Source organism: Fulvivirga sediminis, from assembly GCF_016757215.1.
Taxonomy (GTDB): domain Bacteria; phylum Bacteroidota; class Bacteroidia; order Cytophagales; family Cyclobacteriaceae; genus Fulvivirga; species Fulvivirga sediminis.
In genome coordinates this window covers 161,157-177,840 of the sequence record NZ_JAESIY010000011.1, presented here as the reverse complement: position 1 = coordinate 177,840, position 16,684 = coordinate 161,157, and the positions used below count along the sequence as shown (strand labels likewise).

The window sequence follows — 16,684 nt, the reverse complement described above, 5'->3', positions numbered from 1 at the left end:
TACTGCCAGTGCATTGCAGCCTCAGAAATGCTCTTGCAAATAATAGGTCGTAGGACCGCTTCGCTTAACCTACGACCAGTGGGATGAGGTAGCATAGGCCATTCGTCTCTATCCAATGTTATGGTCAGTGTTTTTTTGTGTAACCTGATATGTGGTCATTATCCTATTAGCTATGGCTTCAGAATCCTTACCTATTGATAAAGCCTTTATATAGTTTTCTATTTTGGTTTTGTTTCCTGTTTTAGCGGTGAGTAAATATGGCAAAATGTATAGACTCTGTCCTTTTACTATAGAATCAACTCTGTTAAGATATTCAGTAGCAAACTGAATCAATCCCTCTCGATTCTGCTCTAGTATCTCTTGCAACTCTTTAATGTTTTTAATTTCGAAGAAATCTATCATTTCTGAATAAGGAAATTTGGATTCACTTTGATCAATTTTCACATTAATCTGCCGAGCTAGTTCTAAATCGATTTCGTTTAATAATGCGTTGTTCTTGATGAATTCATTTACAGAAGCCCTATCAATCTTTACAGTTTCCGGAGACTCTTGAATAAGCAAAGGTAATGTAGTCTCATATTCAATTAAGCGATCCCTTAAAGCTCTGAACTCTTGGTCTACCATTTCTAAGACAGCAGAGATTCTAGCAAAACTTCTTTTTTCCTGCATAGGTATTTCAGAAGATGCTTTATAGCCTAAATCGTGTTCAATTTCTGCCCATGTATGTTGAAGTATACTCCTGATTTGTACTTCAAATTTATAATTGACATAATTTTTCCACTCGGACAGAGTTAACCGTTGGTTAGATAACTCAACTACAAAATGTAGGGATTTGTATCCAAAGGAAGTTGAGTCGGTATTTCTCTTGTCAGTGGAGTTATTTTCATCAATTTCAAATTCATCTGATATTATATGAGCTATTCGGTCTACATCATCATCAAAATAGGTTATCACCCTAACTCCTAACAAGTCAGTTATTTGATTTAGGTCTGAATACTTCTCTTTTCTCCGAATTTTCTTTTTAAGGCTATCTTCTGTTTTTACTCTTGAGGTAATTTGATGAAACTGGATGGATTCATTTGCTACTAAAGTTTTTAATAGCGCTTCAAGGCGTGTGCTTAAGTCACTGAGCTTTGGTTTAAATTTCCGAAATTCATCTATCAGTTTTTCTTCGCTCATATTGGTTTAACTTCTGATCACTTATTGATCATAACATAGTAATATATTCAATTGCATATATTTGCAATATATCTTTTTCCCTAATCTAGTAAATTTTCAATATTTTTATACTTTTCAAGGCTATGTAAGTATTAATCGCTTTGGTACGAGAAGAATGACCTAATAACGTTTCAATATATCGTAAATCCACCCCTTCCTCTAGCAGGTGGGTGAACCAACTAAGAACGATATATAATGCTCTGAACTCACCTAATTCTAATCATACTTTTTCAAATGTTCAATGGGTACCTAATCAGCCACAGCCCTCAAAAATAAATGTCGTGCGGCAGAGCAAAGCTACTGCACGATTACGACCAATAGTGTTTGCTCATGGGCGATAGTATTAATTAACATAACCTCATGAAAAACATAAACCTCTGAAATAAAGACACTTATTCATATGGCATACATATTGACTATCGCTAGTCAAAATTAGAGACCCTGCTTATGCTAAAGAACTATTTCACAATCGCGCTTAGAAACATGGTAAGAAATAAGCTTTTTACTGCGATCAATATTTTGGGACTTTCTGTAAGTATAGCCTGTTGCCTGCTTTTATTTCTATATGTATCAGAGCAGCTAGGTTATGATAATCATCATGGTGAAAATGTTTATCGTGTTACGGCTTATATAACTCAAAAAGGCGGTAGTGAAATCCACGCAGCTCACTGCTCAGTGCCTGTAGCGCCAGCTATACAAGCGCAGATTCCAGAAGTAGAGGAAGCAGCTAGGGTGCTGAATACAGAGCTTTTTGGTAAGGACATTATCGATCTTGGAGAGGATTCCTATTATATTAAAGGTGGTGCTGCGGCAGATGCATCCATATTCGATATATTAAAATATGATATCATTGCTGGCAATCCTAATACGCCTTTACCCCACCCTAACGCTGTGGTATTAGAGAAAGAATGGGCTGAGAAGCTTTTCGCATCAGATAATGCTGTAGGCAAATCCGTAAAAATTAGTACCGGCATGGGCGTAACAGATTATGAAATTACTGCCGTTTATGATAAAGATTCTTATAACACCCACCTGACCCCTTCCTTCATCATCTCACTAATTAACACAGGCTGGCATGGCTTCATAGAGAATCTGTCATCTCAATGGGTGACAAACAACCTGGCCGCCACTTATGTCAGGCTTCAAAACGGTACTTCTGCAGAAACCGTGGTAGATAAGATAGACCAAATTTTCAGAAAAAATGGTGCGGAAGACATGAAAGCTTATGGAATGGATAAAAAAATGGCTTTACAACCTATTGCAGACATTCACACTAACGACAGCTACTTTGAAAGCAGTGGTCACGGAGTCAGTCTTACCTTCATCCATGTATTAATAGCCATTGGCGTACTTATTCTTACCTTGGCTTGTGTTAACTACATCAACTTATCTACAGCTAAGGCCAGTAATAGAGCTTTAGAGGTGGGCGTGAGAAAGGTAATGGGCATATCCTCAAAAGGATTGATTGGCCAGTTTTTGGGCGAATCATTCATCGTGGTGCTGATCTCGTTAATCATCAGCTTTTGCCTGGCAAGCCTCACCTTACCTATTTTTAATCAGCTTGTAGATCAACCTATTGCGCTTGATACAAAAAACACTATTCCCATCATTCAGTACATGATCATCTTCTTATTTGTAACTTCTTTTGCTGCAGGCATTTATCCGGCTGTATATTTATCATCTTTTAAGCCTACAGTGGTTTTAAAAGGCAAAAACAAAGACAAAGGAAGCGCCGCGGTACTAAGAAAAGTACTAGTAATAGGTCAGTTTGTCATTTCGATTGTGCTTATCAGCGCCATATTGGTTATCTCCGATCAGGTAGATTTTATTAAGAATAAGGACTTAGGTTTTCAGCCCGATTCAAAGATAGTCATACCCTTGGCCAATGATTTAAATAAACAAGCTCAGGTTCTAAAAGACCGATTCAAAACATTAGCGGAAGTTTCTGAGGTAGGTGGTGGAAATAATATCCCCGGAGAATTTATCTTCAGTGACATTTTTCTCTACAAAAGTGGAGAGACTGTAGACGATGCTGTTCGTATTTATCAAAATTGGGTCGACGAGGATTACATTAAGGCGCTGGATATGAATCTCATAGCTGGCAGAAATTTCAAAGCCGGAATGACAGATGACTCCTTATCATTCAGAATAATCATCAACCATGAAGCCGCTGCGCAGTTTGGCTTTACCACGGATGATGCTATAGGACAAACCTTGCACAATGAATGGAACGGCACAGAATACGCCTACCGCATAGTTGGCGTGATAGATGACATCAACCAAACCACTTTGCATAAAAATGTAGAGCCAACCATGTTGGTTTGTGGTAACGGACAAGTACCACAACTGGTAGTAAAAGCAAATACAGAAAATTATGCTACCACCAAGGCTAACTTACAGTCGATCTGGAAAGAGATCATCCCGAACACTCCTTTTGAAGCCTTTTTGCTCAATGATCATATTATAAAGCAGTATCACAGTGATTTCAAGACTTTCAATCTGATTAAATATTTCGCCATTATCTCTATTTTCATCAGTTGCATGGGGCTCTATGCGCTCTCTGTTTTCGTGGCAGAAAGAAGATTTAAAGAGATTGGGGTAAGAAAAGTACTCGGCGCCAACATTAAAAATATTTTAGTGATGGTATCTAAAGACTTATCACTATTGATCATAATAGCCTTTGTACTCTCCGTTCCTATATCCTTTTACGTCATGAACATCTGGCTGTCTAACTTTGCTTATAAGGTAGACCAGCGGCCTGTAACTTATGTAATAGCTGGCTTGGCCACCATTTTAATCGCTTGGATTACCATAGGCTACCAATCAATAAAAGCCGCCAGAACCAACCCGGTAGAGGTTTTGAAAGATGAGTAAGCTTTAACGATGTGTCTTATTTCTCTCATATCAAGGGTTTTATCTTATTGAGACAACACCCTTGATATAATATACACCTATAGTGAAGTATACAAGTCTATTGATTATCCATTTAATGGAATAGTGCCTACTATCTCCCCTTCTTGCAATACAAAAAGCATATTGGCAATTGGGGCATTTCCATAGCTATCATCTTCCCAAGCATTCTGATGCAAGCCAACGAAAGTATTCAAAAGCTCTTGTTCTGAATTTCTAGCTACCACCATCATGCACCTTCTACGTGGAATAGTAACCAATATTTCATCTGCATTGAGCATTTGATGCGCCTTCAGCATATGCTCTTTTGAAAGAATCCTTTCACTAGAAAAATCCAAGCCACTGGAAGTCAAAACCTTATTATCAAGTGCTTGTGAGTACTCAAATTCGGTATGATAATCATCTAAATTTTGATAAGCCTCTTTCAGAATCTGATTAGGATCCCTCTGTTCAAGATCTTTATGAGTAAGGAAAACAAAGTTTTCAGGTGTATCATAACCAAACCCAATAACTACTTCAGGGTTTTGCTCATCTCCCACCAACGTCTGTTTTATGGCTCCCGCCTGAATTCCTACCCAATCGCCAGGTTTAAGAATGGGATAAATTTTATAATTTCCACTTTCTGCCTGCTCCTTCATTTTCTCCACTTCCTCGCTAGACTTCTTCGGTCCAAATAATGTCTTCCACATAATTTATAAACTAATTACACATAACAATACTTCCCAAGTTTACGCATTATTTCAATATTAGACTCAAAAAACCATCTCTCTTATTGCATGAAGATTATATCTATTAAACCCTAATCGACACTCCCAATACACCAAAACCAGCATCGCTATTATGATAATTATAAAAGTAAAAGGAAATGAAGTCCATGAGTTAAAAGTGAACGCATATAGCAAATACCTAAAAGAGCGAATAAGGCTTTACTCGCAATTTTAAATTCAGAATTCATCAAAAAAAGGTTGATTTAGGGCTAATGCCAAATGTATTTTAACCTATTGAAAACCGACTAATATATTAAAAACGCCGTCTTATTCTCTTCTTTGCTTATTGCGTGTTCTAAGTTTTCTAAACAGAAAAATACCACTAACCAGCACAAGAATAAAAGGCCAGATAACTGCTAAGGCAACTAAAAATGAAAGTAAACCTTCCCATCCACTTTTAAAAGCCTTCAGCAACTTTGTACCAAATCCATCCTCTTTATATTCACTGGCTTCGTAAGGTATAATTTCATAGAACTTTAAGTGGATTGTACTATAACTTACCTGCTTGCTCAGGTAGTTAAATTGCCCCTGTAGCTGCTCAATATCTACCCTGGTCTCATTCAATTTCTCCTCTATTTCCATGATGTCTTTAATCTTAGAGGCCTTTTTTAATAATGATACGTACCTCGCTTCAAGAGCCTTTTTATTGGAGATTCTTGCCAGCAAATCATAGTACTTCATGGTAGCATCTTCTACATTAGAGTGTCTATTATCAACCCGATAAGCCAATGATGTTAAACTTGAATATAGCGTATCATAAACTGCTGATGGCACTCTTATAGTTACATCAAAAGTTATTCTATAAGGATCTTTTAACTGAGTTTCGTGCTCTATATAAGCATTGTATTTAGGAAGTAATGCTCGAATCTTCTGGTAATCTTTATCTATATCTTCAGATTGAAAATCAAGACCGCCAGTTTTAATCAGTTTTCGTGTTTTCTCCTCTGCTGGTGCTTGCTGCTGCTGTGCAGGCCGTGTAGCTCGTTCGGTTGCAGGAATTTCAAGAGCATCTTCAAATTCTACTTCAGAGTTTTCGTTCACCTCATATTTAGCAGAATTTTCCGCACTACAAGCAACAAAAAATAGGATTATTGGAATTAAGAGAACTTTCTTCATTATTAAGCTAATGATATCTAAAAAAAAGATTATAGAAAATAAAAAATATAATAAGAAACACCGCGCCTAATTTAATACATTTTCAATATTTTTTATACATAGTTACTTTTTAAAAGACAATGCCCGATGAATTTCAATAAAAACCAACAAATGATTCCGGTGTACGCTGCAACTCCTTCTTAAGAATTAACCATTAATGAGACACTACCTTCAAACCTATAATTGATAAAATTAGAGTAGTAATGAAAAATAAGCGAAGAAATGTTATCGGTTCTTTAAACACGATTATCCCTACAAGAACGGTTCCTACTGCTCCTATTCCTGTCCACACACCATAGGCCGTTCCTATGGGCAAATTCTGAGTAGCTTTTATTAAAAGCGCCATACTCATGATAAGACTAACCAGAAAACCTGCGTACCATAAGTACATCTCATTACCTGTAGCTTCTTTTGCTTTACCCAAACAAAAGGCAAAAGCCACTTCGCACAAACCAGCAATAACCAGTATAATCCAACTCATCTCTCTCTATTTTTAACAAAGATCTCAAAAGGACTGGAAGAATTATTTAAGATAAAGTGAAATCAGACAAGAAATACAAATATCAAACTATACTCTCTACTCCACCCAACGCAGAATTTCATTTTTCAAGCCCTGCAATGCTCCAGCAATAGACTGATTTTTATTGTTCTTTTTGTCTGTCCTCAACTTTTTGAGCTGATCATAAAGCTTATGAAACTCCATGAATGCTTTTAACTGGTAGTGGTCTTTAAAGTATTGGAACAATTTATCTACCGACCTTTGAATTTTATCTTCTCTGAGCAAATGTTCAATTTCAGACTTGAGACTAACTGGCATATTGGCTTCTTCCCAATGTATAATATTAGCCATAAATGATTGAGTATAATCTGCTCTGCATCTTTCTTGCTGCTTCAATAAAAATGAAAGACACTTTACCTTCTCCTGAAATGGCAATTTACTAATAACATCCTCTTGCAGTGCTGTCCTTAATTTCTGTCCGCTTTCATATCCTTCCTCAAACCCAGTTAAGTATCCGCTACGCAAATTATATTCAGATACTTCCCTTTTCTCTTTGCTTAAAACATCAGAGATTGTACCGTCGTTGGAATTATCCAGTCCTGCAATCCGTCCATTTAACCTTCCTTGTGCCTTTGGGTGTAGCATCCCTCCCATTTTAATGTAGTTTGTTTTGCATGAATTTTAGCTGCCTATTCTTTTTACGTTTTCAGGCTCAATAATTATGTTATGATAATTCTTAGTTAACCTCTCTCGAATCAAGGGCTGATCTTGTCTTTTAGTGATTATGCTTATAGAAAACGCTAAATAAACTTAAGTATTTTCATACTAAATCATTGACAGCAAGCCCAAAAAGCCTGGTGAATATTAACCAAAATAACTGAAACAGAAAGTATTAAAGTAATTCTTTCTTTAACAGGCATAATGCTAAGCATAAAAAAAGGTCGCTAAAAGCGACCTTTTAATAGAAAAGTAATGAAACAACTCCCCCTAAATAGCCTTACTAAATAGAGGCATATTGTTCTCTTTTTTACCCTGAAGTTTCTTATCAAATACAGCGCATATATTCCTTAAAAAGGCCATACCAAGATCGGTCAGTCTCATGCCATTATCGTAAAGCTTTATTAAGCCCTCTTTAGCCATTGAGTTTAACTGAAATAATGCATTGAAATCTAAAATATCAGGATTATACCCCCAGAATAGCTCACCTTTACAGGCAATATTGAGAATAAACTCTTTAATTAGTATATCTTCTTCTGTGAGGAAATGTCCTTTTTCTAATGGTAGCTCACCTTGAGCCACTATCTCTTTATATTCTTCCACAGTTTTTACGTTTTGAGCATACGCCGTGCTGGCATCTCCAATGGCACTGGCTCCTAACCCTACCAAAAGATCTGTATGATTAGCTGTATAGCCCATGAAATTTCTGTGTAATGTTTTTAATTGATAAGCCTTATACAGGTCATCTCCAGGCAGTGAAAAATGGTCCATACCTATATCATAATAGCCATTTGCTAACAATAGTGCTTTCCCTGATTCATATAATTTCCTCTTCTCAGCACTATCCGGCAAATCAGCTTCTGTATAAGCTCTTTGTCCTGGTCTTTTCCAGGGCACATGAGCATAACTATAAAAAGCAATACGCTCAGGCTTCAATTCTAGTGTTTTGGCCATGGTGTCTAACACACCTGCTTCGGTCTGAAATGGCAAACCATATATCAAGTCAAAATTAACAGAGGTATACCCTATTTCACGGGCATCTTCCGTGGCCCTTTTCACATTTTCATACGGTTGAACACGGTTTATAGCTTTTTGCACCTTTAAACCCATGTCCTGTACTCCGTAGCTTACTCTTCTAAAGCCCACTTCGTAGAGTGCCTTTAAATGATCATAAGTGGTGTTATTAGGGTGACCTTCAAATGAAAAAGCATAATCTTGGTGGAGTTTTGAGTCAGACAAAATACCTCTTATCAGCCTTTGTAAATTTTCTGGAGTGAAAAAGGTAGGTGTACCTCCTCCCAAATGGATTTCTCTGATTACTGGTGTTTTACCAAAAGTATGGCAATATATTTTCCACTCGGCCAAAACAGCATCTATATAACTATCCTCAACCTTATGGTTTTTTGAAATACGTGTATTACAAGCACAATATGTGCATAGGCTCTCACAATATGGCAAATGGATATACAGACTGATACCATTTTCATCGTTAGAGGCATTAAACGTTTTCTTTACATTCTTCAGCCACTGGGTTCTATCTACATGCTTCTCCTCCCAAAAAGGCACGGTAGGATAGCTAGTGTACCTTGGTACAGGAACATTGTATTTTGATATTAGCGTTTCCGGAATTTTCATTTGTTGTGATGTTTTTTGATTGCCTTTTCCACAAAATAGCCTGATGACTATGTTATAGGTTACAAATGTTGCCTTTTTTGCTGGCCAGCGGAATGACCCCACTCACGTAAAAAACTGACAAATATCATAATCCCTACATTTTCATTATATTTACCTCAAAATCAACTCTCTCACTCTATGAAAGCGTGGTGGATATTTCTGGTATTGCTTAGCGCCTGTGCTTCTCTTAAGGTGGAAACTTCTTATAATAGCAAGCACAATTTTAAAAATGACCGATCATGGTGCTGGCTCAATGGTTGCCAACCGTCTTATGAAGGGCCAAGGGGCCTTGTTGATTCTGCCCACATGAATATGGTGGCTAATGAAATTGCGTACCAAATGCAAGAAAAGGGCTTTATTAAGATAGACGATACCTCTGATTTACTTCTGGACTTTCACATTATACTTGCCCCTGATTCTACCAAAACGGGCTGGGTGCAGGAAGAAGACCTTCAATATCTCGATCCGTATAAAAAAGAAGATTACTACCACTTTTTAAGAGGCTCTCTGGTCATTGATATTACTGAAAGAGCTTCCGAACAAATTGTATGGCAATCTACCAGCAAACAAGTAATCTCTTTAAGAGAAGATATTACCAAGAAAGAAATGAGAAAAGTGATTAAAAAGGCTATGAAGGATTTTCCTCCAAATTAGCCTGCTGCTTCATTTTCTTTTTCTTTTTATCATCAAAGAGCACTCGCATAGATGGCGTCATGGTATCATCAAACTGGCCACTTTTTACGGCCCAGATAAACAATGATAGAAAACCGCCTGCTACCACCATACTTACTAATATCAATACAAAAATTACAGACATACTATAGTTTTAATTTTCTGGCCAGCAAATTACCGGCTATGGTTGTAAAGGCCACTACAGTGATACTACTTAAAGGCATTAATACGGCGGCAAACACCGGAGTAAGCCAGCCCGATACTGCAAAAGATAAGCCCACTACATTATAAAGAAAAGATATTATAAAACTAGCAATTACTATCTTTTTAGCTTCTGTGACGTATTGTAAAAACTCACTCAGTTTAGTTACAGAAGCCCCTTCAATAATCGCATCGCAGGCAGGAGAAAAAGCCGACACGTCTTCTGCCACAGCTATACCTACATCACTTTGACTTAACGCTCCTGCGTCATTCAGTCCATCTCCCAGCATGAGTACTCTATGGCGCTGCTGTTGTAATGATTTCACATAATTGAGCTTATCCTCAGGCTTCTGTTTAAAAAGCATAGATCGAAGCTGCGGTAATATGTTTTTTAACACCTTTTCTTCCTGATGATTATCTCCTGAAAGCAACTCAAGGTCATATTTTAAAAGAGACAAGTCCCCTACCATTTTAGTAAGACCAGGTCTGTAGTAATTAGTAACTTGAAATGAGCCTATTAGCTGATCATTTTCAGAGAAAAACACACTCCCTTCTCTCACTTTGTTATTATGCATAGTCCATGATGAAGATCCCAGCTTGTATACCTTCTTACCAAAAACAGCACTGATCCCCTTACCTACTACTTCTTTAAAATCATCAACACGAAGTAGCTCTACGCCTTCCAGTGAATCATAAATTCTTTTACTTAACGGGTGAGTAGAGTTAGCCGTCATTCCTTTCAAAATGCTTTTTTCCAAAGACTTCATAGCTGTCCCAGAATACGTCACTCTATGATCACCGGCAGTAGTTATAGTACCTGTTTTATCAAAGACTATGGTATTGACATTCGTTAATTTTTCTGCCACTTCAGCACTTTTCAGATAAAACCTATTTCTACCTAAAATTCGCATGGTATTACCATGAGTAAAAGGTGCCGATAGCGCCAACGCACATGGGCAAGCCACTATTAAAACAGAGGTAGACACCAGCCATATCTGACTCGGATCTATAAAATACCAACACACAGAAGCCACTATAGCAATAGAAAAAATAGCTATTGTGAAATATTTACTTATCCGGTCAATCATAGATACGGAATCTTTTTTCTGTAAAAAAGTATCGCTATTCCATAAACTAGTAAGATAGCTCTGAGACGTTTCCTTTGTTACTTTCAAGTATATACGTTCGCCTACTTGCCTACCTCCAGCATAGATATGATCACCCTTATTCATTTTCACGGCGCGCTGCTCTCCAGTAACAAAGCTGTAATCTATATTAGCACTATCGCTCAATAGCACAGCATCAGCAGGTATTATCTCCTGATTTCTGATGATGATTTCGTCCCCTTCCTTCACCTGCTGTATAGGCACTGGCACTTCTTGGTCTCCATCTCGCTTAAGCACTGCCAAAGGAAAATAGCTCTTATAATCACGATCAAAAGAGAGGTTTTCATAAGTCTTGTTTTGAAACCACTTACCTATTAGCAAAAAGAAAATAAGCCCTGCCAAAGAATCCATATACCCCGCTCCGGTAGCAGAAATGATTTCATAAGCGCTTCTCAAAAAAAGAATGGCCATACCGAGCGCTATAGGCACATCAATATTTACAAAACTTCTTTTTAAGCCCTTATAGGCGGAAATAAAATACTCTTTACCTGAAAAGAAAAAGGCTGGAATTACCAAAAATAAATTCAGATAACTAAAAAAGCGATCAAAATCATGAGACATCTGGTCTTTTATGCCCAGGTACTCAGGAAAACTCAACAGCATTATATTGCCAAAGCAAAATGCTGCTACCCCTATTTTCAACGATATTCTATTCCTCTTACTCTTACCTTTTTTAAGGCCATCTGCAGCATTAAATTGGGGCGGATAGCCAATGGATGATAGCAAAATAGCCAATTCTTCCAAAGAAATGTAGCGCGGATCAAAGTGAACCTCGGCCGCTCTCTTCATAAAATTGACCTTAGTCTGAATAATACCATCATGAAATTCATTCAAGTTTTCTAATACATATACGCATGAGCTGCAATGTATATCTGGCAAATCTAAATGAATTATACTATGATCAGCCGACTGAAAATTAAGGAGTTGCTCCTTGATTTCATCATTTCTTAAAAAATCATATTTACCTCTTAAATGAGGGTTAGATTTATTCCTGCTTTGATAAAGCTCTTTAAGATCATCTTCCTGAAAAAGCTCGTAGATAGATTTACATCCTACACAGCAAAAATCTCTATTATCATAATATATATGTTCATCTCGGCACTCTTCTCCACAATGATGACATAATACCTTCTCCTCCACCTGAATCATACTGTTTCTGATATGTGATAAGTCCAAATAGGATAAGATGCATGATTAACGATATCTTCTGCCAGGCTGCCATATAGCAAATGCGCCAAACCTTGCCTGCCATGGGTACCAATAGCAATCATATCTGCACCAATTTCCTCAGCAAAAGCAATAATGCCCTGCTCTTCATATTGATCATTATAAATATTTAAGGTATAATTAGTTAGCCTATACCTATCTGCTATTTGCTGTAGTGCTTGTTTCACCACAGAATCTCGTTCAAAATTGTTAGGGGTATTGATTCTTACCAGCTGTATTCTGGCATCAAACAGTTCCTGAAGTTGCTTTATCTCAGCCAATAATTCTTTAGAGATATCAGCCAAGGTAGCCGTAGCAAAAACTATATTTTTAATAGTCTTTAGGCACACTTGCCTGGTAAGTGTAATTACCGGACAGTTTGCCAATCTCACGACCTTTTCAGCATTTGACCCCACAAACATCTCCTTAATACCACTAGCTCCTTTAGTGCCCATGATTACCATATAATAGTCTTCCTCCTCTAGCTCCTCTTGTATACATTCATAGGCTGTACCCATTACTATTTTGAAGTTCACTTGCTGCGCTTGTGCTTCATTCAATGTTTCTTCAATGAAAGTTTTCATGGCTTTAGTAGCATTTTCCTTCATCACCTGCATAAGTTCAGCATCAGCTCCCATACCTACGGCCAGCCCTGTAGGGTCAAGATAGCTTTCCAATGGGTGTTCTACTGCATGTAATACAGTTACCTTAACATCTTTATGGATATCATTTAGCTCAGAGGCAAAATTTAAAGCAAATTTAGCCTGCTCTGAAAAATCGACAGGTACAAGTATACGTTTCATCACTTTCTATCTTTTAAGGATACTCAAAGGTGATGAATAAAGAGAAATGGAGTGAAGGCATACATCAAACCTATTACTGATTTTTATCAGGAAAATAGGGTAACAGGTGCATACTTAACCACTCATTAGATTTTGCTTTTTTGTATTTTATGATACATCTACTCCCATGTCTTCTACTGAAGTGGAAGGTTCTATAAACACAGCCCAATATATACCTTTTATACCTAAACTTAAATCTCTGACATGATCATGACCTGCCTGGCGTACAGCATCTTCGCCTAGTAATCTCATTATACTAGATGCTGTCAGACTGAGAATTGTCGTTTTTCAGCCACCTATTTAAAAGTATTAAACACTTCGTTTTGAGTGAACATTCTTACACTAAACATCACTTATTTATATATAATATTTTTAATATAATTTTTAACCTTTTGCGTTTCATGTCACTAAACAATTACATTATATTAATGTATTAATATGATTTTTTTGTTATATTTATTTTAGATGAAACATATATAATTCTCTTGCAGAATTATGATATTTACCTAGGCTCTTTGAAAAGAATTGTTTACCTCATGTCATACAGGAAACTCTTTAAATCCCAGATAAGATTGAGCAATTACATACCCTCCAATACCATGGCGGTAAATATGCGCATAGACGAAAGCATCTAAAAAATACTTTTGCTTCCAGACTTCATAAAGCGGTTTACTACCTTTGATACTCATGAGAGATCGATCATAAACCAAAGGATATCCAGACCAGATTTCGCAAATACCCTCCAGAAGTGGTTTATTAGGCGCCCATTTCTCTAGATCATGAAGTATAACTTGCTTCACCGCCTGATAGTAATCATTTCCTAAATACATTATTAATACATTTATAATACATCAACTATTATTTATTTCATTATTTAATTAAATTAATAATATATTATAAATATTAAAACTTATGGATGGATTCATTTCAGAAATTCGCTACTTCGGTCCTAACTGGGCCCCTCGAAATTGGTTCCCTTGTGACGGGCGCCTACTTGCCATATCTCAGTTTACTGCCTTTTATTCCCTCATAGGCACCCTCTACGGTGGAGATGGGCGAACAACATTCGCATTACCAGATCTCAGAGGAAGAGTACCTGTAGGCTCCGGAGGAGGTCCAGGTCTTACACCCAGATCAAATGGTCAAAGGGGAGGTATCCAGTCCGTAACTCTAAATATTACTGAAATTCCATCTCACTCACATAGTGCCACCACAAGTAATCCAATCGCTAATGGTGCAACTGCCACCGTTAAGGTAAATAATAGCGCATCGAACACTATTACTCCCGAAGGAAACTATCCAGGTTTATCTCAGGCAGCCCCTATTTATGAAACGTCTTCTAATGCTACTATGGCCAATGACGCAGTAGTTATATCCAACATCAGTTTTAATCCTATTCAAACTACAATAGGGTTAACTGGAGGAAATTCATCGCATGAGAATATGCAACCTTGGACGTGTGTTCTACCTATCATCTGCTATCAGGGTGAATATCCTTCTAGAAACTAATAGATATTAAAATATATGTTGGAGAAAAGAGGAAGTAAGGGTACCATCAAGATCGGGGTACTAGTACCTAGATCAAAAGAATACCCAAAAGCGGGAACTAGCGTAGTCGATGGGATTAAGCTCTATTTCACCATATTCAAAAACCACTTTGAACGTGGCAAGGTGGAGCTTGTATTCGAAGATATTGGTGTAGGCTCCTTCTCCAGTGTAAGTGAAAAAACACAAAAGCTTATATTAGAACATCAAGTGGTGGCCATTGCTGCTCATATTAATAGTATCGTAGCAGTGGAGTTAGCACAACTTCTCCATTCTTATAAGATACCACTTCTTGTATCCAATCTCGGCGAGGCTATTATTGGATCGTCCATAATACCGGAAAATCTATTTTTAAATACCTTTCAATTTTGGCAATCATACTTCCTATTAGGTCAGTACTTGTCTGAAAACTATAACTATAAATTCGCTATTATATCTTCCTTATATGATTCTGGCTATGATCCTCTTAGGGGCTTCAGGAAAGGCGCAGATAATGGAAAAATAGTAAATGAAATATTTTTAAATGCCTCTGAAGGATCTGGACTTATTTCTGAGTTAGAAAATTTCCCAATTATATCCAAAGATAGTATTCCTGCACTATTCTTCCCTCCTCGTTTACTCAACCATTTCATTGATAACACCCAATGGGAAAACCAACATTTAGTAGTGACCCCATTTTACACAAACAACAATAATCAGCCGAAATATTGGGCCATGCAGGCAGAAAGCCTGAGCTCCACCGATGAAAACCTGACTCAGGGAGCCTATGAATATTTAGAAACTAACCCTGACCTTTTTCTCATTCTAGGTTATCGATGTGGAGCATTACTTTACGCATGTGCTCAATCGCTCACAGATGATAAGCACGATTACCAAATGATATTGGATACTTGGGGTGATTTTTCTTTGAAGCTCGCAAAGGAAACATTCAGTATAAACCCAGAAAACCATGAGCTTTCCGGTGACATACATTTATACGAAGGCACCTCCTTAAGCAATAAAAAGTGTATGTCCGTAGTGCAATCTTCTCACATTTCTAATGATGTGATGCGAGAGCTATCAGCAACCAAAACAGCATTTACCAATCCTTATATGTTTTACTAACAATCAATATAGCCTATGAAAACGGTAGTATACACATGCAGTTCATGGGGCATCCCATTATTACTAGAGCTCAGTAAAAAAGGCATGTTACAGGGAGTTATACTACCAATAGATGCTCAAGAAGCTTTACCCATAGAAAGTTTTGCTAAACAACAAGGCATTCCTTTTATATATGTAAAAGAGACTGAACTAACCTCTACGCTAATGGATTGGCTAACAGCCATTTCTCCTGATTTGGCTTATTGCATAACCTTTCCTTTTCTTCTTCCCTCTCAAATTATAACACTCCCTCGATATGGAACTGTAAACTTCCATTTTGGTAAATTATCTAATAACAGAGGGCCAGATCCTCTTTTTTGGACCTTAAGTGAAGGGTCTTCTACAGCCACCATCACGGCACACCTTATGGATCAGTGCTTTGATAACGGACCAGTGATCAATGAAATTAATGTCCCTGTTTTCCCTGGTGAAAACTGGGGTCTTCTAGGCGCCAGATTGAGTATAAAGCTTTTAGACCTATTATCATCAATAGAAACAAAACTGGTAAACGGTCATGAGCTTCAGATTGAAAAACATAATGACCCTAAGCCAAGACCACAATCAGATCATATTTCCATCAGGTGGTCAGAGCAGTCTGCTGATAGCGTGGAATCACTGGTGAATGCCTGCAACCCTAAATATGGAGGGGCAGTGACGCTTTTTAGAGGCTCATTGGTGCATATACTAGAGGTCAGCCCTGCAGATGTTTCTAACAGTACACTGATGGCACCTGGCAGCATAGTTTATGCTGACAACCAAAATGGCATATTTGTTCTTTGTGCTGATTACAGATTCCTGAGAATCAATGTTATTAGAACTCCTGAAGCCTATCTTACCGGATTTAAACTTGCTGCATTAGGTGTAAAAACCAATGAAAAATTCTACTCCAGTCTTTCTTCAAAAGAAGAAAGCTTGATTATACACTGAATGAACTATTAATCACAATAACACGATTTATGAAAACAGCTT

At 37.4% G+C, this 16,684-nt stretch carries 16 protein-coding genes; 5 read left to right on the top strand and 11 right to left on the bottom strand.

From position 1 onward, the window contains the following. Window positions 1-108: 108 nt before the first annotated feature. Entirely contained in the window at window positions 109-1,179 is a 1,071-nt protein-coding gene (locus JL102_RS19115; RefSeq protein ID WP_202246062.1) for a GTP pyrophosphokinase, read from the bottom strand. A 486-nt stretch (window positions 1,180-1,665) separates the two neighbouring features. On the opposite strand from JL102_RS19115, the gene JL102_RS19110 reads away from it, so the two are divergent. After that, entirely contained in the window at window positions 1,666-4,092 is a 2,427-nt protein-coding gene (locus JL102_RS19110) for an ABC transporter permease (protein WP_202246061.1), read from the top strand. A 104-nt stretch (window positions 4,093-4,196) separates the two neighbouring features. On the opposite strand, the gene JL102_RS19105 is transcribed toward JL102_RS19110, so the two are convergent. The 5 genes from JL102_RS19105 to hemN form a co-directional block, all read right to left on the bottom strand. Next, the gene (locus tag JL102_RS19105) at window positions 4,197-4,817 is read right to left on the bottom strand and encodes a hypothetical protein (protein ID WP_202246060.1); all 621 of its coding nucleotides are present in this window, start codon (window positions 4,815-4,817) and stop codon (window positions 4,197-4,199) included. Window positions 4,818-5,162: 345 nt separating this feature from the next. Continuing rightward, complete coding sequence (locus tag JL102_RS19100) at window positions 5,163-6,011, bottom strand: DUF4349 domain-containing protein (protein WP_202246059.1); 849 nt, start codon at window positions 6,009-6,011, stop codon at window positions 5,163-5,165. Between the two features lie 193 nt (window positions 6,012-6,204). Continuing rightward, window positions 6,205-6,531: a DMT family transporter gene (locus JL102_RS19095; protein ID WP_202246058.1), complete on the bottom strand. Its 327-nt coding sequence runs from the start codon at window positions 6,529-6,531 to the stop codon at window positions 6,205-6,207. Window positions 6,532-6,627: 96 nt separating this feature from the next. After that, window positions 6,628-7,194, bottom strand: coding sequence for a hypothetical protein (locus JL102_RS19090; protein WP_202246057.1), 567 nt, complete (start codon window positions 7,192-7,194; stop codon window positions 6,628-6,630). A 342-nt stretch (window positions 7,195-7,536) separates the two neighbouring features. After that, the gene (gene hemN / locus JL102_RS19085; RefSeq protein WP_202246056.1) at window positions 7,537-8,901 is read right to left on the bottom strand and encodes an oxygen-independent coproporphyrinogen III oxidase; all 1,365 of its coding nucleotides are present in this window, start codon (window positions 8,899-8,901) and stop codon (window positions 7,537-7,539) included. Window positions 8,902-9,078: 177 nt separating this feature from the next. On the opposite strand from hemN, the gene JL102_RS19080 reads away from it, so the two are divergent. Further along, window positions 9,079-9,594 carry a DUF4136 domain-containing protein gene (locus JL102_RS19080; protein ID WP_202246055.1) on the top strand — a complete coding sequence of 172 codons (516 nt, stop codon included), beginning with the start codon at window positions 9,079-9,081 and terminating at the stop codon, window positions 9,592-9,594. On the opposite strand, the gene ccoS is transcribed toward JL102_RS19080, so the two are convergent. From ccoS to JL102_RS19055, 5 genes are all read right to left on the bottom strand, one after another. Continuing rightward, window positions 9,569-9,757: a cbb3-type cytochrome oxidase assembly protein CcoS gene (gene ccoS / locus JL102_RS19075; protein ID WP_202246054.1), complete on the bottom strand. Its 189-nt coding sequence runs from the start codon at window positions 9,755-9,757 to the stop codon at window positions 9,569-9,571. The two genes, JL102_RS19080 and ccoS, sit on opposite strands and share 26 nt — an antisense overlap. A gap of 1 nt (window position 9,758) precedes the next feature. Then, the gene (locus JL102_RS19070) at window positions 9,759-12,155 is read right to left on the bottom strand and encodes a heavy metal translocating P-type ATPase (protein WP_202246053.1); all 2,397 of its coding nucleotides are present in this window, start codon (window positions 12,153-12,155) and stop codon (window positions 9,759-9,761) included. Beyond that, window positions 12,125-12,988 (bottom strand): universal stress protein, encoded by an 864-nt coding sequence (locus tag JL102_RS19065; protein WP_202246052.1) that lies wholly within the window; start codon window positions 12,986-12,988, stop codon window positions 12,125-12,127. The genes JL102_RS19070 and JL102_RS19065 overlap by 31 nt, the downstream gene beginning before the upstream one ends. 147 nt (window positions 12,989-13,135) lie before the next feature. After that, window positions 13,136-13,279, bottom strand: coding sequence for a hypothetical protein (locus tag JL102_RS19060; protein WP_202246051.1), 144 nt, complete (start codon window positions 13,277-13,279; stop codon window positions 13,136-13,138). Window positions 13,280-13,566: 287 nt separating this feature from the next. Further along, window positions 13,567-13,857, bottom strand: coding sequence for a hypothetical protein (locus tag JL102_RS19055; protein WP_202246050.1), 291 nt, complete (start codon window positions 13,855-13,857; stop codon window positions 13,567-13,569). An 82-nt stretch (window positions 13,858-13,939) separates the two neighbouring features. On the opposite strand from JL102_RS19055, the gene JL102_RS19050 reads away from it, so the two are divergent. From JL102_RS19050 to JL102_RS19040, 3 genes are read left to right on the top strand one after another with little or no spacing between them, the layout of a single operon-like run. Then, a complete protein-coding gene (locus tag JL102_RS19050) occupies window positions 13,940-14,536 on the top strand; it encodes a phage tail protein (RefSeq protein ID WP_202246049.1) in 597 nt (198 codons plus the stop codon). A 15-nt stretch (window positions 14,537-14,551) separates the two neighbouring features. Beyond that, a complete protein-coding gene (locus JL102_RS19045) occupies window positions 14,552-15,676 on the top strand; it encodes an ABC transporter substrate-binding protein (RefSeq protein WP_202246048.1) in 1,125 nt (374 codons plus the stop codon). A gap of 15 nt (window positions 15,677-15,691) precedes the next feature. Next, window positions 15,692-16,642 carry a methionyl-tRNA formyltransferase gene (locus JL102_RS19040; protein WP_202246047.1) on the top strand — a complete coding sequence of 317 codons (951 nt, stop codon included), beginning with the start codon at window positions 15,692-15,694 and terminating at the stop codon, window positions 16,640-16,642. Window positions 16,643-16,684: the final 42 nt, after the last annotated feature.